This window comes from Rhodococcus sp. 06-1474-1B (assembly GCF_002258885.1).
GTDB classification, from domain to species: domain Bacteria; phylum Actinomycetota; class Actinomycetes; order Mycobacteriales; family Mycobacteriaceae; genus Rhodococcoides; species Rhodococcoides fascians.
This window is the reverse complement of record NZ_NOYR01000003.1, coordinates 26,592-48,593: the sequence shown is the minus strand read 5'-3', so window position 1 is coordinate 48,593 and position 22,002 is coordinate 26,592. Positions and strand designations below refer to the sequence as shown.

At 63.0% G+C, this 22,002-nt stretch carries 27 protein-coding genes; 11 read left to right on the top strand and 16 right to left on the bottom strand.

Going from position 1 to position 22,002, the window contains the following annotated elements:
* Positions 1-104 precede the first annotated feature (104 nt).
* Positions 105-440 (top strand): hypothetical protein, encoded by a 336-nt coding sequence (locus tag CH266_RS00730; RefSeq protein ID WP_094688991.1) that lies wholly within the window; start codon positions 105-107, stop codon positions 438-440.
* Between the two features lie 332 nt (positions 441-772).
* On the opposite strand, the gene CH266_RS25090 is transcribed toward CH266_RS00730, so the two are convergent.
* Positions 773-1,165 (bottom strand): hypothetical protein, encoded by a 393-nt coding sequence (locus tag CH266_RS25090; protein ID WP_141214457.1) that lies wholly within the window; start codon positions 1,163-1,165, stop codon positions 773-775.
* A 282-nt stretch (positions 1,166-1,447) separates the two neighbouring features.
* Here CH266_RS25090 and CH266_RS00725 point away from each other — a divergent pair, with 282 nt between their 5' ends.
* From CH266_RS00725 to CH266_RS00715, 3 genes are all read left to right on the top strand, one after another.
* Positions 1,448-1,873 carry a hypothetical protein gene (locus CH266_RS00725; protein ID WP_094688992.1) on the top strand — a complete coding sequence of 142 codons (426 nt, stop codon included), beginning with the start codon at positions 1,448-1,450 and terminating at the stop codon, positions 1,871-1,873.
* Positions 1,874-1,991: 118 nt separating this feature from the next.
* On the top strand, positions 1,992-2,945 hold the full coding sequence (locus CH266_RS00720) for a hypothetical protein (protein WP_094688993.1): 954 nt from the start codon (positions 1,992-1,994) through the stop codon (positions 2,943-2,945).
* 9 nt (positions 2,946-2,954) lie between these two features.
* Positions 2,955-3,260 (top strand): hypothetical protein, encoded by a 306-nt coding sequence (locus CH266_RS00715; RefSeq protein WP_094688994.1) that lies wholly within the window; start codon positions 2,955-2,957, stop codon positions 3,258-3,260.
* Positions 3,261-3,409: 149 nt separating this feature from the next.
* Here CH266_RS00715 and CH266_RS00710 read toward each other — a convergent pair whose 3' ends face one another.
* The 11 genes from CH266_RS00710 to CH266_RS00660 form a co-directional block, all read right to left on the bottom strand.
* Entirely contained in the window at positions 3,410-3,613 is a 204-nt protein-coding gene (locus tag CH266_RS00710; protein WP_141214456.1) for a hypothetical protein, read from the bottom strand.
* Between the two features lie 101 nt (positions 3,614-3,714).
* On the bottom strand, positions 3,715-4,101 hold the full coding sequence (locus CH266_RS00705) for a hypothetical protein (protein ID WP_141214455.1): 387 nt from the start codon (positions 4,099-4,101) through the stop codon (positions 3,715-3,717).
* A gap of 95 nt (positions 4,102-4,196) precedes the next feature.
* On the bottom strand, positions 4,197-4,793 hold the full coding sequence (locus tag CH266_RS00700; protein ID WP_094688997.1) for a DnaB-like helicase N-terminal domain-containing protein: 597 nt from the start codon (positions 4,791-4,793) through the stop codon (positions 4,197-4,199).
* Positions 4,794-4,845: 52 nt separating this feature from the next.
* Positions 4,846-5,103: a glutaredoxin family protein gene (locus CH266_RS00695; protein ID WP_094688998.1), complete on the bottom strand. Its 258-nt coding sequence runs from the start codon at positions 5,101-5,103 to the stop codon at positions 4,846-4,848.
* Between the two features lie 391 nt (positions 5,104-5,494).
* Entirely contained in the window at positions 5,495-5,851 is a 357-nt protein-coding gene (locus tag CH266_RS00690) for a hypothetical protein (protein ID WP_094688999.1), read from the bottom strand.
* 33 nt (positions 5,852-5,884) lie between these two features.
* The gene (locus tag CH266_RS00685; RefSeq protein ID WP_094689000.1) at positions 5,885-6,265 is read right to left on the bottom strand and encodes a hypothetical protein; all 381 of its coding nucleotides are present in this window, start codon (positions 6,263-6,265) and stop codon (positions 5,885-5,887) included.
* Complete coding sequence (locus CH266_RS00680; RefSeq protein WP_094689001.1) at positions 6,262-6,594, bottom strand: hypothetical protein; 333 nt, start codon at positions 6,592-6,594, stop codon at positions 6,262-6,264. The genes CH266_RS00685 and CH266_RS00680 overlap by 4 nt, the downstream gene beginning before the upstream one ends.
* Before the next feature lie 133 nt (positions 6,595-6,727).
* Entirely contained in the window at positions 6,728-7,675 is a 948-nt protein-coding gene (locus CH266_RS00675) for a hypothetical protein (RefSeq protein ID WP_094689002.1), read from the bottom strand.
* Positions 7,676-7,713: 38 nt separating this feature from the next.
* The gene (locus CH266_RS00670; RefSeq protein ID WP_094689003.1) at positions 7,714-8,370 is read right to left on the bottom strand and encodes a DUF6349 family protein; all 657 of its coding nucleotides are present in this window, start codon (positions 8,368-8,370) and stop codon (positions 7,714-7,716) included.
* On the bottom strand, positions 8,370-8,585 hold the full coding sequence (locus CH266_RS00665; protein ID WP_141214454.1) for a hypothetical protein: 216 nt from the start codon (positions 8,583-8,585) through the stop codon (positions 8,370-8,372). Before CH266_RS00665 ends, CH266_RS00670 begins: the two co-directional genes overlap by 1 nt.
* 123 nt (positions 8,586-8,708) lie before the next feature.
* Positions 8,709-9,086, bottom strand: a complete 378-nt coding sequence (locus CH266_RS00660; RefSeq protein WP_094689005.1) for a hypothetical protein — start codon at positions 9,084-9,086, stop codon at positions 8,709-8,711.
* A 110-nt stretch (positions 9,087-9,196) separates the two neighbouring features.
* Between CH266_RS00660 and CH266_RS00655 the strand changes: the two genes are divergently transcribed.
* A complete protein-coding gene (locus tag CH266_RS00655; RefSeq protein ID WP_094689006.1) occupies positions 9,197-9,415 on the top strand; it encodes a helix-turn-helix transcriptional regulator in 219 nt (72 codons plus the stop codon).
* 102 nt (positions 9,416-9,517) lie between these two features.
* Here the strand turns inward: CH266_RS00655 and CH266_RS00650 are convergent, their stop codons facing one another.
* From CH266_RS00650 to CH266_RS00640, 3 genes are all read right to left on the bottom strand, one after another.
* Positions 9,518-11,170: a ParB/RepB/Spo0J family partition protein gene (locus CH266_RS00650; protein WP_094689007.1), complete on the bottom strand. Its 1,653-nt coding sequence runs from the start codon at positions 11,168-11,170 to the stop codon at positions 9,518-9,520.
* 90 nt (positions 11,171-11,260) lie between these two features.
* Positions 11,261-11,545: a hypothetical protein gene (locus tag CH266_RS00645; protein ID WP_094689008.1), complete on the bottom strand. Its 285-nt coding sequence runs from the start codon at positions 11,543-11,545 to the stop codon at positions 11,261-11,263.
* A 150-nt stretch (positions 11,546-11,695) separates the two neighbouring features.
* The gene (locus tag CH266_RS00640) at positions 11,696-12,082 is read right to left on the bottom strand and encodes a hypothetical protein (RefSeq protein ID WP_094689009.1); all 387 of its coding nucleotides are present in this window, start codon (positions 12,080-12,082) and stop codon (positions 11,696-11,698) included.
* Positions 12,083-12,433: 351 nt separating this feature from the next.
* Here CH266_RS00640 and CH266_RS00630 point away from each other — a divergent pair, with 351 nt between their 5' ends.
* The 6 genes from CH266_RS00630 (at position 12,434) to CH266_RS00605 (ending at position 20,735) form a co-directional block, all read left to right on the top strand.
* Positions 12,434-13,918 (top strand): tyrosine-type recombinase/integrase, encoded by a 1,485-nt coding sequence (locus CH266_RS00630; protein WP_255175799.1) that lies wholly within the window; start codon positions 12,434-12,436, stop codon positions 13,916-13,918.
* A 35-nt stretch (positions 13,919-13,953) separates the two neighbouring features.
* Positions 13,954-15,735 (top strand): hypothetical protein, encoded by a 1,782-nt coding sequence (locus CH266_RS00625; RefSeq protein ID WP_141214453.1) that lies wholly within the window; start codon positions 13,954-13,956, stop codon positions 15,733-15,735.
* 53 nt (positions 15,736-15,788) lie between these two features.
* A complete protein-coding gene (locus CH266_RS00620; protein ID WP_141214452.1) occupies positions 15,789-17,825 on the top strand; it encodes a hypothetical protein in 2,037 nt (678 codons plus the stop codon).
* Complete coding sequence (locus tag CH266_RS00615) at positions 17,822-18,256, top strand: hypothetical protein (RefSeq protein ID WP_094610795.1); 435 nt, start codon at positions 17,822-17,824, stop codon at positions 18,254-18,256. The genes CH266_RS00620 and CH266_RS00615 overlap by 4 nt, the downstream gene beginning before the upstream one ends.
* Positions 18,257-18,967: 711 nt before the next feature.
* Entirely contained in the window at positions 18,968-20,077 is a 1,110-nt protein-coding gene (locus CH266_RS00610; RefSeq protein ID WP_094610794.1) for a matrixin family metalloprotease, read from the top strand.
* Positions 20,078-20,237: 160 nt separating this feature from the next.
* Complete coding sequence (locus CH266_RS00605) at positions 20,238-20,735, top strand: hypothetical protein (protein WP_008720607.1); 498 nt, start codon at positions 20,238-20,240, stop codon at positions 20,733-20,735.
* A gap of 359 nt (positions 20,736-21,094) precedes the next feature.
* Here CH266_RS00605 and CH266_RS00600 read toward each other — a convergent pair whose 3' ends face one another.
* Positions 21,095-21,946 (bottom strand): hypothetical protein, encoded by an 852-nt coding sequence (locus tag CH266_RS00600; protein WP_052056697.1) that lies wholly within the window; start codon positions 21,944-21,946, stop codon positions 21,095-21,097.
* Positions 21,947-22,002: the final 56 nt, after the last annotated feature.

Here is a 22,002-nt window from a genome sequence, read left to right as displayed (position 1 = left end):
CGCCACCGACACATGTCGGTGGCGTTCGGTAGAGATAGATCCATCAGGCCTGGGCCGCGCCGCCGCACCGGTGAGAGCAGTCCTCAACGAAAAGGACGTACGACATGACGCTCTCCTCGCTTTTCACCGACGACGTCGGACCGCTGCCCCTGCTCGCCGTCGCCGGTGCCGGACTCCTGATCTGGTACGTGCGATACCTCGGCGAGAACGACCCCGGATGGAAAGGTTTCGTGGCGAACATTCTCACCGTCATCGGCGTCGGCGCGTACCTCGTCGTCCTCGCTGTTGTGTTCGGCGCGTTCATCGCAGTGATCGGCGCGTTCATCGCAGTGATGCTGTTCATGCTTCCCCTGTTCGCACTCGGCGGTGCCAGCGGAGTCGCCGACCGCCGACCCCGACGCGGGTACCACCGCGACCCCTACGGCAACGACTACTACTGACCGACCGCAGCGCACGCACCGAAGCTTCTGCACACACCGCACTTTGTGCGATGCGCACGCGATGCAACGCCAACTGAGTATGCGTGAAACGGTGTTCATGCAACCGTTGCGTGCGCCGCCTCCAGCGGCCGGTGCACGGTTGTCGACGCCTCCTTGCCGCGCGTCCAACTGGTGACGTCGTCGTCGGTCACGGTCGACAGAGTGCCAGCAGACGCCTACGGGAAACATCAACCCACCGGGTGCAGACACACTCGCAGTAGCTGATTGGACATACGCTGGTGACGCACGTTTCCGGGCGCTCACTACACACCCTTTGGGAACTGCGAACGTCGTCAGCGCGCTCGAAGCCAACTCATAAGCGCACCACGGACCTGCCCTGCGGTTGGAGGCGTCAGCGAGGAGTAGCTGGGATCGGAGCTGGGCATGCCGCCGTGATTGCACAGGACAACCGTGCCATTGCTGTATATCCGCACCTTGGCACCGTTGGAACTTATGTAACCATCATCGAAGATCTCCCCGTTGGGGACGCTGAGGTCAAGGTCCCAGCGAGGTCGAACCCACCCATTTGTGGGCTTTATTTTCAGACGGCGAGCTGAGGCAATGAAGTCCTCAGCCTGATCTTCGAGATGCTTCTTAAGTGTGCCGCGCGCAGCGGCACGTTTCGCTTCCCATTCAAGTCGGTCGCGCTCCACGCTGCTGCGGTGAGAGTTGATGTCGTCCGCCATACTCATCATGGAATTGTGGCGCATCCAGCTTTTGGCTGCACCCCTCCAGGGCGCTGTGAACCAAAAGCCCAGACGTCGGTTGCGACTCATGGCGGGACACACTGGTTTGCCCTAAGCTGTAGACCAAGTTCGAGCGTCGATGAGGGTCACGTTCGAGCGCGCCCCACCCGTACCGATTGACTCCGCACTGCGTTCACCGCACTGCCGGTTGTGCAGCTCTGTGAGCGATCGGTGCCAGTCCGGTGGGGGATATCCGCGCACCGAATCTGGAAGGCCCTCACCATGTCTGTCTCTCCCGCTGTCGACAAAGACACCGCGCTGGCGCGCGCCCGCGCCGCGATCGAGAACCGCACCAAATACATCGAGTCACTCTTCGACGCCGCCCAGGCGTCCGCTGATGCGCGCGAGAAGGTCGCCGACGCAAACCGCGCGGCCGAACGCGCGAACGCCGACCACGCGGCCGCGTACAAAGAAGCGCTCGATGCCGGATGGACGGTCGCCGAACTCACCGGAAGTGGTCTGACCGCTCCGACACCGGTGGGCAAGAAATCATCCAAGACCTCCAAGCGGACGACCGGTCGCGGTGCGCCGCGCCGCCGCGTCGGTGCCGAGAACACCACCGGCCTCGACCGCCGACCCGACGACGCCTCGTCGACGACACCCGGTACGCCGTCCGAACCGCAGACCTCGGCTGCAGACGCGCACTGACACTTCCGCTCTCGCACCACCTGCGACCGGTACTGGTCGCGCCACTGCCCTGCCATTTGCGCGCTCGCCACGTCTTCTCGTGCGGGCGCACCCACATCACTGAGAAGGACCACCGACTATGAGCCAGCCCGAATTCAACGTCGAAGTAGCCACCCTCGACCGCAACGGCGATCCCGGTTTCGTGCACTACCGCGGCGCGTTCTACACCTCCCGCTCCGCCGGACAGTTCGCCCTCACCCAAGCAGCAGCACTGGCAGACACCTACGAGCTCGACACCGTCTCGGTCGTCATCGACGCAGTCGACGAGGGAACCTCACGCCGTGATGTCGAGTTCATCGGCAGCCCCGGCGAGCTCGCCGCCGAACTGACCGCACTCCCGGCCTACGCCTCCGGTGCACGGCGCACCGTCATCCCCGCACCCCGCAACGTCACCGCCGCAGTAGCCGCCGTCGTCGAAGCGTCACCGCCGCTTCCCGATTCGGCGGTCGACGGTCCCGACGCAGTCGCAGTTCTCGACGTGGAGGTGTACTCCACCCGACCCGGCCCGATCCCCAACTCACGCACCGACGTCGGCTCATACACCCCCGATGACGCGCACCGCATCGCCGAGCAGCTCGCCGCCGATCTCGGCGGCACCATCGAACCGATGCGCAACGACACCGTCCTGCGCGTGACCCACACAGCGGATGTCTCGGACACCGATCGCATCGCCGCCGAGCGGTCCGTGCAGGTGCGGAACCTGCGCGCGAACCTCGCCGTCCTCGACCCGGTCGCCGACGCCGAACACATCACCGCACTCGCCGCCGACCTCGAGGATCTGCGGGCACGGTCGAGGCCGGCCGCCCGTCCGGACGACACTGCGAATGCGACTGTGTCCGCCTCGGTATCGACGTCACCCGTGATGCACGCGGTCAAGGCCGACCGTGCATCGACGCGGCCTCGTGGGTTGGTCACTCCCCCGCAGGCCCGCTCGACCGGATCGCTGCGGGCGGACTCCCCGACACTGCACACACCACCGCCCGCGGCGCACACCGCAGCGACATCGCGCGTGGTCGATCACGGACTCGGATGAGCGCCGAACATGGGTCACGGGCGGCATCGGCTGCGAACCGAACCACAGATCGGAACCAAGCCTGCTCATCGGCTACACGGCGGCGACATCGGCTGCCGGGTGACGTTCGCGCCACTGCGGTGGACCGACACTGCGATGACCGGCGAGCTACGACAGATACACATGTCGGCGGACGAGATTCACATCGCGGTGCTGCAAACCGATCAGCAGAAGGGGGCGTACCCGATGTTCGAGAGCAGCGGCATGGACGACGCCCCGTATTTCGTGGACTACCAGGTCGACTGGGACGCAGACGTCGACGTGTGTGATCGGTAGCGTCCACACCGCACCACCGAAGATGGCCACCGAATCACTGCCACGACAAGGAGGCACCTGCACGATCGTGCGGGTGTCTCCTTTCGTTCAGGACCTCAGTTCCGGCAGGGGCAGTATGTGGTGGAGTCCAGTGCCCGGCGGCGTATGTCTCAGGCTGCGCTGTAGAGGTCCAGTCCGACGGCCCATGCGGTCACGGCGCGTTGCTCGGCTTCGGTCATCTCGAAGGCGCGGAGGTAGTCCCAGTCTTGGAGCGCCTCGACGTCGAAGGGATCGGCACCGACACCGCTGCACCAGACGAGGTAGTCCGCGGGCGGTGAAAGGGTGCCACCGCCTGCGATCATGCATTCGGGCATCGAATTTCACCTTCCAGGTTTCGTTGACGCTCGTGTTGCTGACGAAAATAGGGTTCTACGAACGCAATCTGTTACGAGGCAGGGGTCTCGACAGTCGTTGGTCAGGCGATACGTCGGCGGCGTTGTTCGGTGGCGCTCACCGGTGGTTCCCAGCGTCCGGTGTGCCCGTTGTAGGAGTATCCGCGTTCGTCGATCCATCGGGTGTCGCGTTCGTTGCGGGGCCCGGTGCGGGCGCGGGGACTGTCGAGGTCGACGACGTCACCGTTGTAGTCGTAGGCGATCCCGGCCACGACCATCGACACGGGTGTCACTGCGCCGGCCGCGAGCGCGTCCCGGCACGCCTGGTAGACCGGGCACTCGAACCGGCAGGTTCGGACGGCGATTTTCAACCGATCCTTCGTCGAGGCGTCGAGATCCCAGGACGACGGGTCGGCGCTGCACGCCGGGGTCGCGTCGTCGTCGACGGCGGAGGGTCGCTGGATGGTCATGGTTCCTCGCTCGGGCCGGTAGTCGGAGATGTGGGTCGTCGGTGCGGATGAGTGACGGCGTGGCGGTGAGCCGCTCGGGGTGGTGTCGGAGACGGTCATCGTTCACCGCGAAAAGTGTTGAGCCGGTTCCACAGTGCGCGTTGAATGCGTCCGCGCTCGACCATGTGGTCGAACAGATACTCCTCGGGTAGCTCGTCGGCTGCCTGAGCGATGGCCTCGCCTACGGTGCGGTAGCTGCGTCGGTAGGCCTGCGAGAGCACCATGTCGGCGTAGTGGGCCGCAGCGGCGGCGTGACCACCGGCGGTGGCCACGCCGGTGAGGCGGTGACGTAGCGAGTCTCCGGCGGGTCCGCCGGATCCGGCGCGGGCAAGAGCGTGGGTGACACTGGCCGGGTCGTGCTGCTCGTCGGCCGCGACGAGTGCGGCGATGACCTCGTACAGACTCGCGTAGGCGGCGGTATCGAAGTCGGCGGCGGTGACAGTGGCGGCGATGCGCCGGGTCTCGGCGGTAGGCCCGTCGGGGTGATTGCTCCACATCAATGCCGACAGCAGCAGGGCCTCGGGGTCGGTGGAGGGTCGGTGGGCTGCGCTCCAGTCATCGACCGCGCCGTCGTCGTCCACGGACACCAGACCCTGCGCGGTGATGCCGGTGGGCTCGTCGGCGGGTGAGGGAACTGCACTCAGGGGCGTCATCGAAAGACTCGTTTCGCTGGCGGGGTTTCGAGCAGGGACAGAGGCGAATCGGTCAGGCGGTGGCGGCGAGCTTGTCGAGTGCGTCGATCCGGAAGCCACTCCAGTGTTCGAGGTGTGTGCCGTTCTCGGTGGCCTCTTCGACGACCACGACGGGCATCTGCCGGTACCCGAGTCGATCGGCGACGAACTCGCGCGCCGCCTCATCTTCGGTGACATCGACCGTTTCGTATTCGAGGCCGTGCTTGTTCAGACGCCGTTTCGTTTGATCGCAGTTGTTGCATTCAGGCTTCGTGTACACGGTGATCGACATGAACAACTCCTCGAAAGAATGTCGGTGATGGGTTCAATTCTATCTCAAAAAGCGCGAATAGGCCATGGGTAACATAGATGTATATTCCTTCGATTTCATTGCAGCCCTTGACTTTACGAATAGAAACCACAAGGCGCAACATGCACTCGAGGGGGTTGTGCATTAGGCATTCCAAGAATTTATTCGAGCGCCGAAATAGAGTTTCAATTGCGTCGGCATTCCCGAGGAGACATCGTTGTCAGGAAATGCGAAACGCCGCCGGAGCTGGTGCTCTACGGCGGCGTTGTGGGATACAGCGGGCGGGGATTCTGCGTGGGAGCGATGGAGGGTGACGAGGCTCGTCAGTGGTCGAGTTCGTAGCGTCGGGTGCGGGCGACGTTCGTGTTCGCGGTCAGCCTTCGTTCCGAAGAGAGCTGGCCGTGTCCACGAAGACATGTGCCGAGACAACGAGCTTGCGGACCATGAGTAGCCAGCGCATGTTCCAGGTAATCGGCACCATTGCCGCGATCACCCACACCCATATCGCGATGGTGGCCGGGACCGGCGGGGCGTTGAGAAGGAAGTACAACGCTCCGAGAGCGACGAATCCCGCCATGCCGATCCGGAAATAGAGGCTGATTCGATGATTGAGGAAACCCGTGTAGATGGTCGCTGCGGCGTCGTACTGTTCGAGATTGTCGAGTGTGGGTTCGTCCATCACCAGATCGAGAGCTTTCTGGTGTCCGTCCGCAGCGGTGGCGATGTCCATGGTGTCTCCGTTCGTTGTGTCGAGGTCGGCCGGTCAGTGGTCTGACGGGTTGTTGCGGCGTTGATCGCCGACGAACTTTGCCCTGTTCGCGGTGGCGACGATCTCTTTCGTCCCTTTCGAGCCCAGCTCGTTGCCGATACGGACAAGAGCGAACACCAATGCCACTGCAAGAGCGGGAAATAAGAGTTCGATGATGCTGACGTCAGATCCGTCGAAGCGCATCTTGACGTTGTACGCGGCAGCGGCGATCCCGAGGATGCCCACCACAACAGCGGCGAATCTGTTGAGCCCGATCCGAAGCCCGTCCATTGCGTCCGCTGACTCGAAGTAACGTGCCGCATTCTCTTCGCTGTCGTCGGACAGGAATTCCTGGCGGATCCGGCGGTGGTCGCGGAAGGTGGTGAACGGGTTCATCGGTGGTTCCTGTCTTCTTCGACGGTGGCCTGGACGAAGCTGCGCTGCTGGCTGGCCTCGTACTCCTCACGGGTGCTGTTGAACATCCGTGCGCACTGGTAGCCGAACAAGATGAAGCCTGCAATAAGGGCGGCTTTCCATCCCCAAGCGAGGTCTGGATAGGTAAGGGCAAAGACAGTGGCAGCGACTACGGCGAGGCTGATGAGAGCAAGTGCGTTGCTATGCAGTGCGGTGCGGGACGGTCTGCGTATGTAGAGGATACCGAGGGCGTAGGCCCCGGTGACGGCTACCACGAACACGGTCAGCGCTGTGGGGTTGACGAGATTCATGGGGTGTCTCCGTTTCGAGCTGTGGTCCAGTCGTAGTCGACGGTTGTGTTCGTTGTTGTGTCGTTGATGGGTCATGTTGCCAGGTGGTGCCGACACACTGCTGGGTGTCGACACCACCGGGGCCGGGTTGGGGTCAGCTGGTGAGCTGTTTGCGCGTGGTGGTCTCTATGGCGATCTTGACGTTGTCGTAGATGCGGTCGGGGACGGTGACAATGCCGACCGCGAGTTCCTCGACGGTGCGTAGCGCAGTCTCGCGTTCCTGCCCGGTGGCCGAGGTGTCGAGGGCGATACCGAGTGCGCTGCGGATCCGGCGAACGGTTCGTTGGCCCTCGACGCTTGTCACGCGCAGCCCCATGGTGCGGGCGTAGCCGTCGGCGCTGCGCCAGGCGGTACGTGCTTTCTGCGCAGCGACGGCGAAGGCCTGCACGCGCTCTGCGGTGTCGGGGCACTGTTCGGGCCGGACATCGTTCATGGCGGCAAAGGCGTCGATGAACGCTGCGGTGCGCGGCTCGGTGAGGTCGTCGAGCAGGGGCCTGATGAAGATGGAGTACGGGTCGGCCAGGTAGGCGGCGTAGGCGTCCGCGACCTCGCTGTAGACGGCGTGGGCGGCGGCGTAGTCGGCTTCGAGTGCCTTCTTGGCGTTGCGTCGGTCGACGACATGGCTGCGGGTCCGAACGCTCAGGTACGCGGCCAGCGCGAGGGCAAGCACAACCACGACCATCCCGACCAACGGAGTCCAGTCCATCGGAACGTCGGGTGCGGCATCGACTATCGGCGGTGCCGGGGCGGCTGCCGGAATCGCGAGCGGGTCGGCGGACGGGAGATCCGTCGCCTCCTCGGTCGACACCGGCAAGAGGACCACTCGGACTGCGGTGGCGGCGACGGCAACGAGGAGCCCTCCCCCGCACATTTGCGGGGCTGTCCTGGCCTCTCCACCTGACATGCGGGACCAGTAGAGCGTGGCTCCGCCGTAAATCATGCCCGCGATACCGAGCGCGGTGCATCCCCACAGGACGTACGACAGGAACACTTCCAGATCGGCGGTATAGGCGAGAGGCGGCTGAGGTATCGGGTTGTTCATCGGAGATGGGGCCTTTCCGGCTCGGTGGGGCATCAAGATCAGGAGTGGCGGGCGAGGTGTGCGTCAGCAGAGGCGGCGGCGACGTCGTAGCCACCCCACGGTGAGCGGTTCGGGACCGAGCGCAGGCCGATGGTGTCTCCACGTCGGGTGATGACGGGCCATCCGGTGGGGCGTTCCCCGACGACCTCGATGACCTTCGCTGCCCACACCTGGTCCTTCTGCGACGGTCTGCGTTCGGGGATCACGGTCGGGAGGTCGTCGATCCAGCCGGGGTGGGCGTGATCGAGGGCGTCGCAGACTGCTTCGTGTTCGTCGGCGCGGTTCTCCCCTTCCCACGGGCAGCCGGTGCACGCGCCGCGGTAGAGGTCGCCGCCGACGCACTGACATGGAGCGTCCCTGCTCGTGTCCGGGCACTGGCAGTCGAGGTCCGCTGCGATGCAGGTTGGTTGGCAGGTGTCGGTGGGTGTGGTGGGGTCGCAGATCCCCGGTGCGAACGCGTGGGAAGCGGCGCTCGAGCCGTGCCGTCCCCAGGTGGTCGCCCAGGTCTCGAATTCGGCGATGCGAGCTGCCACCCCTCGGGTGGGGCTGGCGAACAGGATCGGGATGCCATGGCGGTCGACGCGGCTGTTCTGCACCTCGGCTTCGGCGGCGGCGAGCACCTCGAAGATGTCGATCTGGCCTACGGTCTCGGCCATCACCGCACGCCCAGCTCGGGGCGGGTGAGGGACTGCAGGGCGAGCGAGAGTCGTACGTCGCTGGCATCGAGGACGACGGGGTGGGTGCGGCTGTACCAGGCACCGGGTGCGTCGAGGATGGCGGTGACCTCGACGCGGCCTGCGGGCGCGGTGCGGTAGCCGAGAATGTCGACAACCGTTCCGTCGAACTGGGTGTCGAGCGAAATCAGTTTCATTCCAACTCCTTTGAGGCGGCGGCGCGTGGGCATAGTGGGCGCGGTGAGGGTGGCGGTCATGAGTACTCCCCAGGTCGGGTGGAGAAAAGATGAGGGAGAGAGGCGCGGGCTCTGTGCAGCTACTCAGACCGGCAGGGCCTGGCAGTCGGTGCATTCCCAGCGTCCGCCGGTAGAGGTGCAGGTTCGCCGCTCGTTGCAGAGCCAGCAGATCTGGTTTCGCTTGCGGGCCGAAACCTGCTGCGCCGCAGCCACGGTCGCGGCCTGCGCTCGGTACTGGTCGCGGGTGCTCGCGTCGCGGGCGGCGAGGTCGGCGCGGACCTGCTCTGGGTCGAGGTCAGGACCATCGGCTCGCACGGTCAGCATGTCCCCGAACGCCGCGCGGCAGGACTGGCACACGTCCCCCGGCACGGCAACGGGGGTAGCACAACCGGGCAATGCGCAGTCATCGAACAGCGTTGACTGCCAGTCACATTGGTGTGATTCGGTGCGTGTCGTGGCCATGCCCCAACCTTACAGTCTGAGACTGTAAGGTGCAAGGTGCGGAACCAAAGTCCTTACAGTCGGAGCCTGTAAGGTCAGGGCATCGCCAACCACGACCCAGGAAGCACCCGATGCCCGACGAACTCACCACCGCCGACGTGCTGGCGCTGATCGAAGACAAAACCGGCAAGGCCATATCGACCAAGACGTGGTCGTCGTACGTCGCGCGCGGGCAGGCCCCGAAACCGGCGCGACACCTCTCGCGCACGCCGCTGTATGCGCGGGAGGACATCGAGCAGTGGATCACCGACCGGCCAGGGAGCGGTGCAAGGACCGACCTCCGACCGTGACGAGCGAACCCACCAACCCCTCGATCGTCAACATCTCTTGACGAACAGGAAGGGCCCCTGCCATCGGGTGATGGTCGGGGCCCTTCTGTTGTTGCGGTTCGATCAGGCGTCGTCGTCGACGGCGGCGTAGGCGGTGTCGACGGTGATGTTGCCGATCGCGGCCTGTTCCACCGGGGTCAGGGTGTGCCCGCTGTCGGCGAGGAAGGTCAGGTAACTGTCGATGCCGACCATGCCTCGGTAGTGCTTGGAGGAGAAGCGCCAGTAGTCCTTGGCGTCCTGGGGGCCGGTGAGTCGGGCCTCGAACGCGGTGAGCACGCGAGCAAGGAGCAGCACCTCGGCGCGGGCGGCGGTGGCACCGTCGACCTTTCGGGTGACCTCACGTAGGGAGGAGCCCATGATCTCGGCGTACCGCTCCGAGCACTTTGATTCGGTGAACACATCACCATGGGTGGACAGGGTGGTCACCATCCACTTGGTGGCGTTCTTCGGGACGTCCTTGCGTGAGAGCAGGCCGGTGAGGAACGTACGCCGTGCCTCGGTCGCGGTCGCTCCGGCGCGATTGAGTGCCTTGACCTTTCGGCGTTCGGCCCGCTCTTTCTCGATGCGTTCGGCTTCGGCACGGGCCGCTTTCCGCTGCGCCGGGGTCAACCCGTCCTCAGCGTCTCCACCACCCTCTGTGTCGGCGGCGGCGATCTTCTCGGGGGAGAGTTCGAGGCCGGCCGCAGTCCGTCTGTCGTGATGGAGGAAGAACTCGTGGCCCCAGGCGGTCACCTTCTCGACCGTGTTTGCGTGCCGCAGCTCCTCGTACGCCTCGGCCTCGGCCTCGTCATCGCCCTCGGTGTCGAAGTCGATGTCGTCCTCGTCGACTTCCTCGCGGGTGGTCTTGTCGACCCAGATGATGCCGGTCTCGTGGACGTGGACGTGCCACAGGTGCGGTGCTTGCTCCGGGGCGTCGGCCGGGACTGCCGCGCCGTCGGCGGTGCGCAGGTCTACGAGGGTGTACCACTCCCCCTCGCTGGTGGACGGTTCGTCGTGGAGCAGGGTGAAGCCGCGCGCGATGTAGTCGGCTGCGGCGGCAGTGGTCTCGGCGCGTTCGTCGATGCGGCGCTGGAGGGTGGCCAGGCGGTACTCGAAGCCGAATCTGTTGTCGAAGATCTGCTCGATTGCCTCGGTGATCCACGGCTCCGTCTGCGCGGCGTCTTCGAGATCGGCCAGAATCGCGGCCCCTTCGAGGGTGAGCTGACGGTCGTCGAGCTGGCGGCGAGCGCGCTCGGATCTCCCCGCGCGACCGGCCTTTTCGACGTAGGCCTTGGGGACGTGCAGTGCTGTCGCGACCTTCTGCACGTTCAGACCCAGGTCGAGCAGGCCGGTGACGGCGGCGGCGCGTTGCCCGGTGGTGAGGTCTTCGCGCTGATCGTTGGATACGACCTGCTCGGTGATGCGTTCGATGCCTGCGGCCTTCTCGTCGTCGGACTGCTCCCGGACCATCACCGGTATCGAGGTGAGACCGGCTTCGCGGGCCCCGAGAGTTCTGCGCTGTCCGTCGTGGACGACCAGGGTTCCGTCGGTGCGGCGGACCGCCGAGACGGCCTGGAGGACACCGTGGGCGGCGATGGAGGCGACGAACTCGGGGTCGGCGGTGATGTCGACGCCGTCGCGGACGTTGGCGGTGATGTCGAGGTCGTGCGGGTCGGCGTGGACGAGGGTGTAGCCGGTCGAGGTCGGTGCCGATTGTGCAGCCGTGGCGATGGTCATGATGGCGGTCTCCCTGGTTAGTGTGTGCAGGTGAGGCACCGGGCAGATATCAGCTGCCCGGTGCCTCGCAGGTGGAGGGTCGAGCGAGGGTCAGCGGTCGGCGGTCTTCGCGACAGGTAGTTCCCAGATCGGATCTTCTGCACAGGGGGCGCTGATGTCGACCCAGCGCCCGGTGACCGCGTATCCGCGGCGGTCGAGCAGCACCTGCGCCATGTCCGGGGTCCAGTCCATCGGTGCGTGCTCCTCGATGCCGGTCGCGTCGATGTACTCGACCTCGATGCCGCCCCGTCGGATGGACACTCCCAGGCCGCGTTCGGGGCGTTCGTCGCCGTATTCGGAGGTGACTGCTGTGAGGTCGCGCTGCGTTTCTCCCATGCCCCTAACCTTACAGTCTCAGACTGTATAGTCAAGTGCTGCAACGTATTTCGATGCCAACGCGCAGGGGAGCTGATTCGTTGCGGGTTTCGAGAGGTGGCATCGCGCACACTCGGATCGCTTACAGCGCAGGATGATCGAGCCTGCGACTCACGCCGGGTCGGTGCGGCGGGTGGGGTTCTCGATGCGAGGGCGCAGATTGTAGGTGTCGTACCACTGCTGTGCGGCTTGCTTGCTCATGCCGAGAATCTCGCCGATCTTCGACCACGGCACGGGTCGCTCCTGGCTGCGGAGGCGTCCGATGATGGCGTAGCGGTCGGCGATCATCGTCGAGGCGAGGAAGGCGTTGATCTCGAGTGCGTCGACATCGGAGACCGCGTCGTCCATGCGTCGTTGGGCGTTCGCGGTCCACGTCCCGGCGTCCTTGCGCCCCTGCTCGCGCACCATATCGGCCAGGTCGACGTCGACGAGAGCGTCCTTGTACTGGACGTAGAGCTCCGTCAGCTCGGTTGCGGTGAGGGCCTTCTCCGATTCCATAATCGTCAACATATCTTGACGCTCTCCATATCGTCAAGATATGTTGACGATTGGTCGAGTGTCAGTCGACGGGAGTCGCTGCCTCGGCAGGGCACCACTGGCCTTCGAGACGAAGAAAGCCTTTACCGTTACCAATGGGGATGTCGAAGCTCAAACAGCAAAGCCACTGTCCCCGTGATGTTTTCACCCACGCCGAGAGCAGACCGGGGACCTTGACGTCCATTGCCAAACCTTCGGAACGGATTTTGAGAGGTGTCCCGTCACGGAAAGAGCCGCCTCCGGACGAACCTGCAACGGTGAGCGCTATGTTTTGTGCACGGATGGACAGATGTCCACGTACTGTTGCCCACCATGCCGAAACCTGGTTGGCGTGTTTGTATCACTCCACACGAGTTGGTGCCGCGGCCAGCGGTTCCGGACACAAATTTGGAGTGGCCTGGGTTCGCGCGGCCAGAGTTGGTGGCCGGCACGCCGTTCCTCATCGACCCGGTATTCGAGTACGACGTCGAACTAAATGCCTTCTTCAGATCAGTCGATATGCAGACGAAGGCGCGCAACACCCAGGTGGGCTACGCCCGCGATCTAGCCGCGTTTTTGAACTTCGTTGCTGTCTCACGAGACAGAACTCGTTGGCGCGACGTCAACGAGGCTGACCATCTGGCGTACTGGCGCTGGCGCAGGATCGACCCCCAAGGGCCGCACATACAAGGTGCGACATGGGACCGAGAGGTTGCCGCAGTCGACAAGTTCTACCAATGGCAGGTCCGCGCGGGCCACATATTGACAAACCCTGTGCCGCACAGAGTTCGACAGCCAACACCGTTCGGCGCGGGCTTCGTCCGTCATGACTCTTCGACCACAACACCGGCAACCTACTCGCACGATGCCGCGACGGATCGTATCGAGTGGCTCCCACCCCAGTCCTACCGTTTGTGGCGCGATGTCGGGATTCGCGGATATCGCGCCGACGGTGTCCACGACACCGGGTTTCGCGGTCGCTGGGCGGCGCGCAACGCGTCATTCTGCGACTTGATGGTGCGCACCGGGATGCGGTTGTCCGAGCAAGCGGCGCTGACGGTATTCGATGTGCCCGCAGCTCGCAGTCTGGGGGGCTATCAACGTTTTTGGTTGCCGACGGCCATCTCCAAAGGTCGTTCGGCCCGCCGGGTCTACGTTCCTGAATCCGTGATCGCCGACCTGATCGGGTACGTGACACTCGATCGCGCGGAGGTCGTCGACCGCGCACGCGCCTGCGGACGGTACGAACAGGTTCGCCGCCCGCTCGTGATCCCTGATCCGCATTCGCCGGTCGTCGTGCAGACTCGGTCCGGTCTGAGATCGACCGTGAAAGTTTCCAACCTCGATGCCGACGAGCGCCGCCGTTTGCTCATCGACGGGCCCGATGGTTTGACGCCGGCCGCGTTCTGGCTGTCGGAGTTCGGCACCCCCATGGCGGTCTCGACCTGGAAAGACATGTTCGCAGTCGCCAACACACGGTGTCGTCGAGCAGGAGTTCCTCTGTCTGCACATGCTCACCTCCTGCGGCACACGTTCGCGGTGGTGACTCTGGAACAGCTTCAGCGCGGACATATCAGCGCGATGACTGAGATGACTGCCGAACAGCGAGGGCAATGGACACAGATCTTCGGTGACCCTCTGGACTGGGTGCGACGTCGGCTCGGGCACCGCTCCGTGGTGACAACACAGATCTACTTACACGCGCTGTCGGAATTGGAAATGGAAACGCGAATGATGTTGGTGCCCAACACATGGGAAGATCCCCGCGACACTCCACTCGATGTCTTCGACGTCGCCACTGAGAACAAAACGCAGTGAGCGGTCGCGGCAGTACCGGGACCGGGCGCCGCGCGATGCTCCCATCTGGCCCGTACACACCGACCGAAGGCGAACACGCCATCGCCTCCGGCCTCACGGTCCGATTCGATGGTGAAGACGGCCGGACTCTGCTGGTGGACGTCGCGAAGATGGCGCTGCCCGGTTGGCACACGGCAGTTGCAGAGGCTCTGGCCCTTGCCCTCGGGGCGACGGGACGCAGCAGGACGCTCAGCTCAGCGAAGGGACTGGTTACGAGGGTGCGATCCATGCTGCGATCCCTCTCGGAACTGCGGGATCCGCCGACCGGACCACCGTTGCTGGAGACCGCCCACCTCCAATCTGTCTACAACCAGCGCAGAGTAACGCAGAAGGACGTCTACGCCTGGCGAGGCATCGCACTTTTCGGACAGTTCCTGACGTTGCCACCGCTGGTCGATACGGTGAATTCATCAGTGATCGACTACACCTGCCGCCAGATCGGGCAGACCCGGATTGGCCAACCTGGCTACTCGGACGGAGAGTTCGATCGTATTCTCTCAGCCGCTCGGTCTGACATCACCGCATTGCGCGATCGGATTCGACTCTCGGAAGCTGCAATAGGACAAACGGGTGAACGGGAAGGCTTGGAGGGCGACAAAGAGCTCGTCGCGATTGCGGAATCAGGAGTCGTACCCCCGAGCCGGAGCTTCAGCGCGCACGTTGTCAGACTGGAGCTTGCGAGCCGGCTCTATATGACGATCCGGGACCTCGCGCCGATGCTCGTGTTGATGGTGGCGCTGACCGGCCGCAATATCGAAACCATCAAAGAGCTCCCCTGGGAACACCGAATCCTGGAGACACGCGCCGTCGAAGTTCGTGTCATCAAACGCCGCCGCGGCAATCACCGATGGTTCGAGACCGCGACGTGGGAGATCGGGCCACCGGGTCGCGAACTGCACTATCCCGGCGGTCTTTACCTACTGCTACACGAACTGACCACTCGCAGCAGGAACACTTCTGGCAGCGCATCCGTTTGGTCGATCTGGCGTAGCGGCCACAACACCGGCCTTCGCGGTATCGAAGAACATTTCGACCCATTCGCTCGCGAACTGACCGCGACAGCAATCAACCTTGCCGGATGGCGCACCCGGCATTGCCTCCACGCTGACGTCGTCGACGGAACGCCCCCGGCTCCGCTTGCGGTCACCGGCAACCGGATCAAGACCACGGCAGACGTGCGCCGTACCAAACAGATCGGCGGTCACCTCCCGTCCGCTGCCCGGAGCAACACCATCCCGGTTCTGTTCCGGAACTATCTACGCGGAGACCCGACAACACAGGAATGGGCACACACCGTTGTTGCGGCTGCCGTCAGCGACGCCGAATCGAGCGCTCTGGCAGCACACAGACGGGCGCTGCACGTTGCAGGAGGCACACTGAACGTGCAGCCGGAACGCTCCGCCACCGATCCCGATGGTGAAACCCCGTCGACGCATGCAGACGCAGCCGATACCGCCTGGTCAGCGTGCCGGGATCACGACCACCATCCCGCCACCGGGAGAAGCTGTCGCGCATCGTTTCTCGACTGCTTTCACTGCGGAAACTGCGTGGTCACACCGGATCACCTTCCTGGACTGCTCGGATTGCTCGATGCGCTGGCGGCCCGCCGCGATCAGCTGTCGGAGGCCGATTGGTGGGTCCGATACGGACCGACGTGGGCGGCCATCCGCCATGACGTTCTCTCGAAGTTCAATCGGTCCGAGATCCTGGCGGCAACGGAGATCAAACCCACCGATGCACTTCTCGATCTCGTCGAATCACCATGGGAGCAAACATGACCAACGCCCACCCTCAACCGTCGACGTCGCATCCGTTCGACGAACGATGCGTATTGAACGGGCGGCCGGTGCGCCCGGAGACAGAACTCAGCCGAGCTTCCCGATTCGTAGACGACGTCTGGGATCTCAGTCCAGCTTTCTTTCAGCAACATCATGTTGCTCTGATCCTCGACTTCACATCCGTGCCATCTGTCTATCGCACCGTGGCCAAAGAACTTTTCATCGGGCTACTGGGCGGGCCTGCACCCGCCAGAGGACGCGGCTTACCGAAGGTAGCAACGATTGCCTCGATGTTGCCCACGCTACGCCACTTCTTCTCCTGGCTCGCCTCGCGACCCAACCTGCGCCAGCCGCTGCTATCGGAGTTGCAACCTTCCGATTTGATTGCGTACCAAATGCATTTGCTCGCGACGCAACCCACTCTCACGGTTCGTGATCGCTATCGCAGTTCGGTTCGGTCGCTCTATCGCTACCGCGGACTCATGGTTACCGATCAGCTGACTTTCGACCCGTACCACATCGATGGTTGGAGCGAGTCCGGCGACAGGAGCGGACCAGACAACGCGACCGCCAGAATTCCGGAGGCGGTGCTCGGACCCCTACTCACATGGAGTCTGCGATTCGTCGATGAGTTTGCATCGGACATTCTCGCGGCAGACCGCGAGTGGCGACGAGTTCGATTGGGACAAGGGTCAATTCCGCCCAAGACGAGACGATGGGTCAAGGAGGAGCTGGACCAACTCATAGCTGAATACCGTGCCGCGGACCGCCCACTACCGGGGCATAACGGACAACCGAGCATTCGCCACCTGTCCCGCATGCTTGGATGCGATCGCACGACCTTGCGGACCTACCGCCACCTCATCGAAGACACAGCTCGACTGGTCGGGGTCGACAACGACGTCTCGTGTGACGTGGTGATCAACGGACGGATCAACGGGTCCCCCTGGATCGACCGCATCCTGTTCAATCGACGTGATCGTCAAGCCGGGATCTTGCACCTGCTGTCGGCGCTGAGCGCAGCCTGCTACGTCATTATTGCGTTCCTGTCCGGCATGCGTGACAGCGAGATCAAGCATCTGCAGCGGGGCTGCATCAGCGTCAAACGTGACCCTCACGGCAGGCCCTACCGGTGGATGATGACCAGCCTCGCGTTCAAAGGTGAACGCGACCCCACCGGAGTGCAAGTGACCTGGGTTGTCGGCGCTCCGGCCGCCCGCGCCGTGGCGGTCCTCGAACTCCTCCAACCCGGTAACGAAACCCGGCTGTTCGCACCCTCAACTCATGGCACCGCAGTGCGGATCGGCAAAACCGCCGCCCACGTCAATTTGACCAAGACCACGAACGACCACATCAACAATCTGGTGTCCTGGATCGACGGCTATTGTCGCGCACATGGTCTCGCAGAGAACATACCGGCTGTGAATGCCCAAACCTGGCGGCTGACAACCCGCCAGTTCAGACGAACGCTCGCCTGGTTCATCGCACGCCAACCCGGCGGATCCATTGCCGGAGCAATTCAATATCGCCACCAAGCTGTCCAGATGTTCGAGGGCTACGCCGGCACATCGGATAGCGGTTTCCGCGCCGAAGTCGAGTCAGAGGTGGCCCTTGCCCGAGGGGAGGGTCTGATGGCAATGATCGATACCCATGAACACACCGATCTCGTTGGACCCGCCGCCGACGAAGCCCGCCGACGTCTGAGCGAGCTCGAGTCGAATATCCGATACCAAGGACAGGTCGTCACCGACCGGCGTCGGCACGACCGCTTGATACGCCGATTCGACCCAGCAATCTATCCAGGCCGATACGCCACCTGCGTCTACGATCCGGACAAGGCACTGTGCACACGCGCACAGAACCTTTCGGGCCAGAACGCGCCGACGCTCGGTGATTGTCGACCGCTCGAATGCCGCAACGTCGCGCTCACCTCAGGCAACCTCGACGAGTTGCGTTCGGAGAGCTCCGATATCGAGCGCGAGCTCGAACGAACACCGTCGCTGCCTCCGTTGCTGCAGCATCGACTACGGCAACGGAGTGAGCAGATAAATCAGTTCGTCGACCGACACGATCCGAACTCAATCCGATGAGTAAACGCATCGACCTCCCGAGCGAGCAGGACGTCCGTCGAGTGATGACAGAGCACCTCGAAGACGCAGCATCGGCCGGCGGCCGCGCCACTGTCATCGGCCTTGCCCGTCGACTGGGTCTGTCCAACGCAACCTTCTGGCGGCACTACCCCGCTATCGCTGCCGAACTCAGAGCCGCTTCCGTCGCAGCTCCCGTCGCCACACGGCATGACGACCGGACCGAACTCCTTGCCTCCAACAAGCGCGTGCAACGAGACAACGCGGCGCTGACTCAAGACCTCACCCTCGCACTGGCCGTCATCCAGCGGCTAACACTCGACAACCACGCCCTACGGAAAGAACTGGAAACAACGTCAGGGGTGATCTCCCTGCAGTCACGCTCGAACTCCGCGGACGCTGTCGTGGGCGCGTGTGGCCGGCAGGACCGCTAAGCCTCGATAAAGCTGCAAGATACTGGCGTCGGGGAGGAAGTATCCTCTGACCAGAATTGATTCGAGTTCTCACACAGCGAATCAGACCAGACCACCGAGTATGTTCACCGCTGTCCTTTTTGAGATGACTCGTTCAGCTTTTGACGTCGGACGGCAGATACACCAACGACAATGCTTGCGATCCCAGCCATGAGGACAAGCGTTGACAGCGGGTCAAATTCATGAGTCTCCACACGCGTGTCAAAATCCTGTGCAGCGCAACGCACGACGACCAGCGGTAGAAGGGGACGACTGGACTCGACGTCGACAGCCCCCGGATAAGCATTCTCGCAAATCTCTGAGGCCGAGCGACCGAGCCCAATCTGGCTGGTCGCCCCAAAAGCAACACCAACGAGCAAGACGCCGACTAGAACCAGCAGGACAGCTGGCCGTAGCCACCGAGAACCTGTATTGCTCATGCGTTCGAAGTCTAGCCGCCGTCGAGTTGGCGGCGGTCACGGTGACCGAATTGTGACCAAACTCGTGTTCGCGTGCCTCTCCAACGGTGGGCAAACTGACCGTACTGTTCGGTTCGTCCTTGATGCCCTTCACTGTGGGAGCTCCATGAAACCGAGCAGGTTACCTCTCAAGTCGCATATTGGCGATCCAAGCCCATTGATCAATGTCCGCTTCAGGCAGCATCGGACGCGAAACTAAATTGTCGCTCGAAGAATGTCACTTATCGGTGCGTTAATTACATCCCTTGCATTGCTAGTTTCTACACCTGGCGTTGCGAACGCCGATCAATTTCGCAACAACCAGTGGGTCCTCGGCTCCATCGAACGCGAATTTATCGATTTCCTTTCGGGCGCTAACCAATACGGCCAAGGCGGCACCTCGAGTATCGGAGAACCCACCAGTGGCGAGCTCTGGGCAGGAAACAGCAACGAGGGGCGGTGGCAGGAATTCGGGTTCACGAATCGCATTTACTGGTCGCCAAATGTCGACCCAAATAAAGGTCGTCAAATCGGCGGCTTGATCATGAACAAGTGGCTCAATTTGCCATCGCGTCAGTACAGAACGTATGTCAACGGCCCGTATCAATACGAGAAGCGAAGCGACGAACGTGGACGACTCGGCTACCCGGTCACACGTGAGAGCCCTGCTTCGGGCGGGCGATACAACAACTTCCAGGGCGGCGCGATTACATACAAGTTCGGAGCCACATCCGCCTATGCCACCTGGGGGAACATTCGCGATCAGTGGGCTGCGCAGAATTACGAGCTTGGACCCTTGGGCTTCCCGAGCAGTGATGAGTACCTGTGTCAAGATGGAACAACGTCCAATGATGGTTACGAGTCATATGGCGCTTCCGGACAGAACTTCCAGAACGGCCAGTATCTGACGTCAGGACGCAAGCCGCCGACATTGGGCTACAGCTCGGTCCTCTTCTCCAAACTCACCTATCAGTCATCTTCCCAATACACGACCGCAATTTCGCAGGCATCCACTGCTTGGAATGCACTTGGGAGCGTCCAGGTTACCCCCTATGACCCTGTGAACCCGACGCTCACTAATGTGGAAATTTCCGACGCCAACCGTCCGGACGTCACATGGGCCGGGCTATACAGCAACACCGACTTTGGGGTGGACACTATTCAAATGAATACAGCGAAGCTCGGTAACGCCAGTAATCAACGGAACGTTATGACACACGAGATGGGTCATGCGCTCGGTTTGGCGCACAACTGCAAAAGTCAGCTGATGGATCCGATTTCAAACTCATCGGTTTTTGCGCCGCAGTTCATGGATCAAGCCGCCTACCGTCAACTCTGGGGATGACATGATGAAGGTCAGAAGTTTAGGATCAAAGTACGGCAGGGTGGGCGTTGCGAGCTTATTCGCCTGCATTGTATTAGTTGGCTGCAGCACTTCGGCAGGCACGCAACCTGGAGATGCTGGCGCGACTGCCAGCGTGACTACGCGCACACAAGCAGTGGAAATGGACTCGGCTTTCGATGTGACAGACCCTCAGCAGCTTGCCGGTTGGGCCGACGCGGTCTTCGTCGGAACAGTGATTGAGCAAGTCGGTACGAAGGCAGTTGGGCCGTTTCCCGAGACGCAGTTTTCTGTTGAGGTGCTTCAGACCCTAAAGGGTGACGTCGCGGGCCAAATACTCGTCAATCAGCAAGGCGGGTATGGCACCGACGGTACGTTGTACTTACTGGACGATGACCCACTGATCGAGCCGGGAGCAACATACCTTATGTCGGCTGGCTTCTTGCCGTCCGAAAACTGGTACACGGTCGCTCCACGCGCGGGCAAAGTGACGTTGTCAGCAGAGGAAGTTGCTGCCGTCAGCGATGGAACTGCGCGGCGATCAACCGATGAGCCAGCGCCGGTCGCAACAATGCGAGATGCCATCGACAACGAGATTCCGTTCGATCCGAACCGCGAATCGGAGCCCGTCAGCTCCGAACCGCCAGTGCCACCAAGGTAGGTGTGTGTGACTTCAGTCGACTGGACCGGAAGCTGATCTTCACGTCCCACCAGTGCAGTTCGGGGGTGTATGCCTTATTCCCGAACTGCACTGACGTTTTAGCCTGTCTTGGCTGTCGACGGGCCAAATCCTCATCCGCGTTGGCTCCGCTACAGCGGCAGCTCATGGTCCGAGCCTGATTCGGGCAGGTATCGAACCTCGTTGGTGATGGCCCGAAACAGCGGGAGACTAATCGGATGCACAGTGGTCAGAGGCAAACCCCGTCTACAATATGTTGACCAGGACTCTCCGAGGTGGATCGACGATGCGGCGCGTGGGGGGATCGAAGCTCACGGGCCAGTTCTCGTACAGGTCGGGGGTCATTGTGCGACCGCCAATCGGTGCGGCCCATGTTCGGCGACTGCGTCGGTGACCGCGGGGGCCCAGCGCAAGCCGTGTTCGCCGAACATCGGTGCGGTGAGGGTGTAGCGGCCTGTGCGCTGGGTGATTCCGCGTCCGTGGACGGTGGTCTCGAGGGTGATCGAGCCGATGCGGCCCCTGCCTTGCTCGATGCCGCCGTAGCCGACCGGCCGAGAGAAAATCGTCAGATCGAGACCAGGCATTCGACCGTCCGTGATTGCGAATACCCCTGCGTGAGTTCGGTTTCGGGCCAGCAGGGCACGTGCGCGGGTCGGCGGTACGTCGCGACCGTGGACGGTGCTGATGACCAGATCGATCCCATCGATGCAGATATTGGCGGCGTCGAGAGGGTCTGCTTGACCGGGGTCGATCAGGGCGATCTTCGACAAGTCCCCGCCGTGTTCGTGGACGGCGAGGAGCCCGAACTTGGGTTGACCGATCAGTGCGACGTGGTGGCCGGCCGCGGTGGCGGTGGCGACGAGTCCGACGAGAATCGATCCGGCACCGGTGATCGACAGGGCCGTTCCGCGGGCCAGCGCGCCGCGTGGCAGCAGTTCCGACAGCGGCATGGGCACCGGCAGGGTTTTGAGGGTTCGTGAGCGCACGGGGCCGCTCAGTGCCCGTTCATCGCCGTCGGTCGCGGCGGCCTGCGCGTTCGGCTGCGAGGGGGCGAATGCGGGCGAGTCGTCGGAGTCGGTGGGTGCGTGGTCGCGGCGTCCGGGGATCGCGGCCATGCTGCGGCGAAGAGCGGCGAGCTGTGCAGCCTTGTCCAGGCTGGTCAGGTCGGGAATCGTGTCGGCGATACCGGCCATGAGTGCGACCTTTCGCCGAACGGATCAGTGCCCTCAATCTATGCGAACATACGTTC

Coding starts and splice junctions, on each gene's coding strand:
- CH266_RS00730 (WP_094688991.1), top strand. CDS start 105: ATGACGCTCTCCTCGCTTTTCACCGACGACGTCGGACCGCTGCCCCTG.
- CH266_RS25090 (WP_141214457.1), bottom strand. CDS start 1,165: ATGGCGGACGACATCAACTCTCACCGCAGCAGCGTGGAGCGCGACCGA.
- CH266_RS00725 (WP_094688992.1), top strand. CDS start 1,448: ATGTCTGTCTCTCCCGCTGTCGACAAAGACACCGCGCTGGCGCGCGCC.
- CH266_RS00720 (WP_094688993.1), top strand. CDS start 1,992: ATGAGCCAGCCCGAATTCAACGTCGAAGTAGCCACCCTCGACCGCAAC.
- CH266_RS00715 (WP_094688994.1), top strand. CDS start 2,955: ATGGGTCACGGGCGGCATCGGCTGCGAACCGAACCACAGATCGGAACC.
- CH266_RS00710 (WP_141214456.1), bottom strand. CDS start 3,613: ATGCCCGAATGCATGATCGCAGGCGGTGGCACCCTTTCACCGCCCGCG.
- CH266_RS00705 (WP_141214455.1), bottom strand. CDS start 4,101: ATGACCATCCAGCGACCCTCCGCCGTCGACGACGACGCGACCCCGGCG.
- CH266_RS00700 (WP_094688997.1), bottom strand. CDS start 4,793: ATGACGCCCCTGAGTGCAGTTCCCTCACCCGCCGACGAGCCCACCGGC.
- CH266_RS00695 (WP_094688998.1), bottom strand. CDS start 5,103: ATGTCGATCACCGTGTACACGAAGCCTGAATGCAACAACTGCGATCAA.
- CH266_RS00690 (WP_094688999.1), bottom strand. CDS start 5,851: ATGGACATCGCCACCGCTGCGGACGGACACCAGAAAGCTCTCGATCTG.
- CH266_RS00685 (WP_094689000.1), bottom strand. CDS start 6,265: ATGAACCCGTTCACCACCTTCCGCGACCACCGCCGGATCCGCCAGGAA.
- CH266_RS00680 (WP_094689001.1), bottom strand. CDS start 6,594: ATGAATCTCGTCAACCCCACAGCGCTGACCGTGTTCGTGGTAGCCGTC.
- CH266_RS00675 (WP_094689002.1), bottom strand. CDS start 7,675: ATGAACAACCCGATACCTCAGCCGCCTCTCGCCTATACCGCCGATCTG.
- CH266_RS00670 (WP_094689003.1), bottom strand. CDS start 8,370: ATGGCCGAGACCGTAGGCCAGATCGACATCTTCGAGGTGCTCGCCGCC.
- CH266_RS00665 (WP_141214454.1), bottom strand. CDS start 8,585: ATGAAACTGATTTCGCTCGACACCCAGTTCGACGGAACGGTTGTCGAC.
- CH266_RS00660 (WP_094689005.1), bottom strand. CDS start 9,086: ATGGCCACGACACGCACCGAATCACACCAATGTGACTGGCAGTCAACG.
- CH266_RS00655 (WP_094689006.1), top strand. CDS start 9,197: ATGCCCGACGAACTCACCACCGCCGACGTGCTGGCGCTGATCGAAGAC.
- CH266_RS00650 (WP_094689007.1), bottom strand. CDS start 11,170: ATGACCATCGCCACGGCTGCACAATCGGCACCGACCTCGACCGGCTAC.
- CH266_RS00645 (WP_094689008.1), bottom strand. CDS start 11,545: ATGGGAGAAACGCAGCGCGACCTCACAGCAGTCACCTCCGAATACGGC.
- CH266_RS00640 (WP_094689009.1), bottom strand. CDS start 12,082: ATGGAATCGGAGAAGGCCCTCACCGCAACCGAGCTGACGGAGCTCTAC.
- CH266_RS00630 (WP_255175799.1), top strand. CDS start 12,434: ATGCCGAAACCTGGTTGGCGTGTTTGTATCACTCCACACGAGTTGGTG.
- CH266_RS00625 (WP_141214453.1), top strand. CDS start 13,954: ATGCTCCCATCTGGCCCGTACACACCGACCGAAGGCGAACACGCCATC.
- CH266_RS00615 (WP_094610795.1), top strand. CDS start 17,822: ATGAGTAAACGCATCGACCTCCCGAGCGAGCAGGACGTCCGTCGAGTG.
- CH266_RS00610 (WP_094610794.1), top strand. CDS start 18,968: ATGTCACTTATCGGTGCGTTAATTACATCCCTTGCATTGCTAGTTTCT.
- CH266_RS00605 (WP_008720607.1), top strand. CDS start 20,238: ATGGACTCGGCTTTCGATGTGACAGACCCTCAGCAGCTTGCCGGTTGG.
- CH266_RS00600 (WP_052056697.1), bottom strand. CDS start 21,946: ATGGCCGGTATCGCCGACACGATTCCCGACCTGACCAGCCTGGACAAG.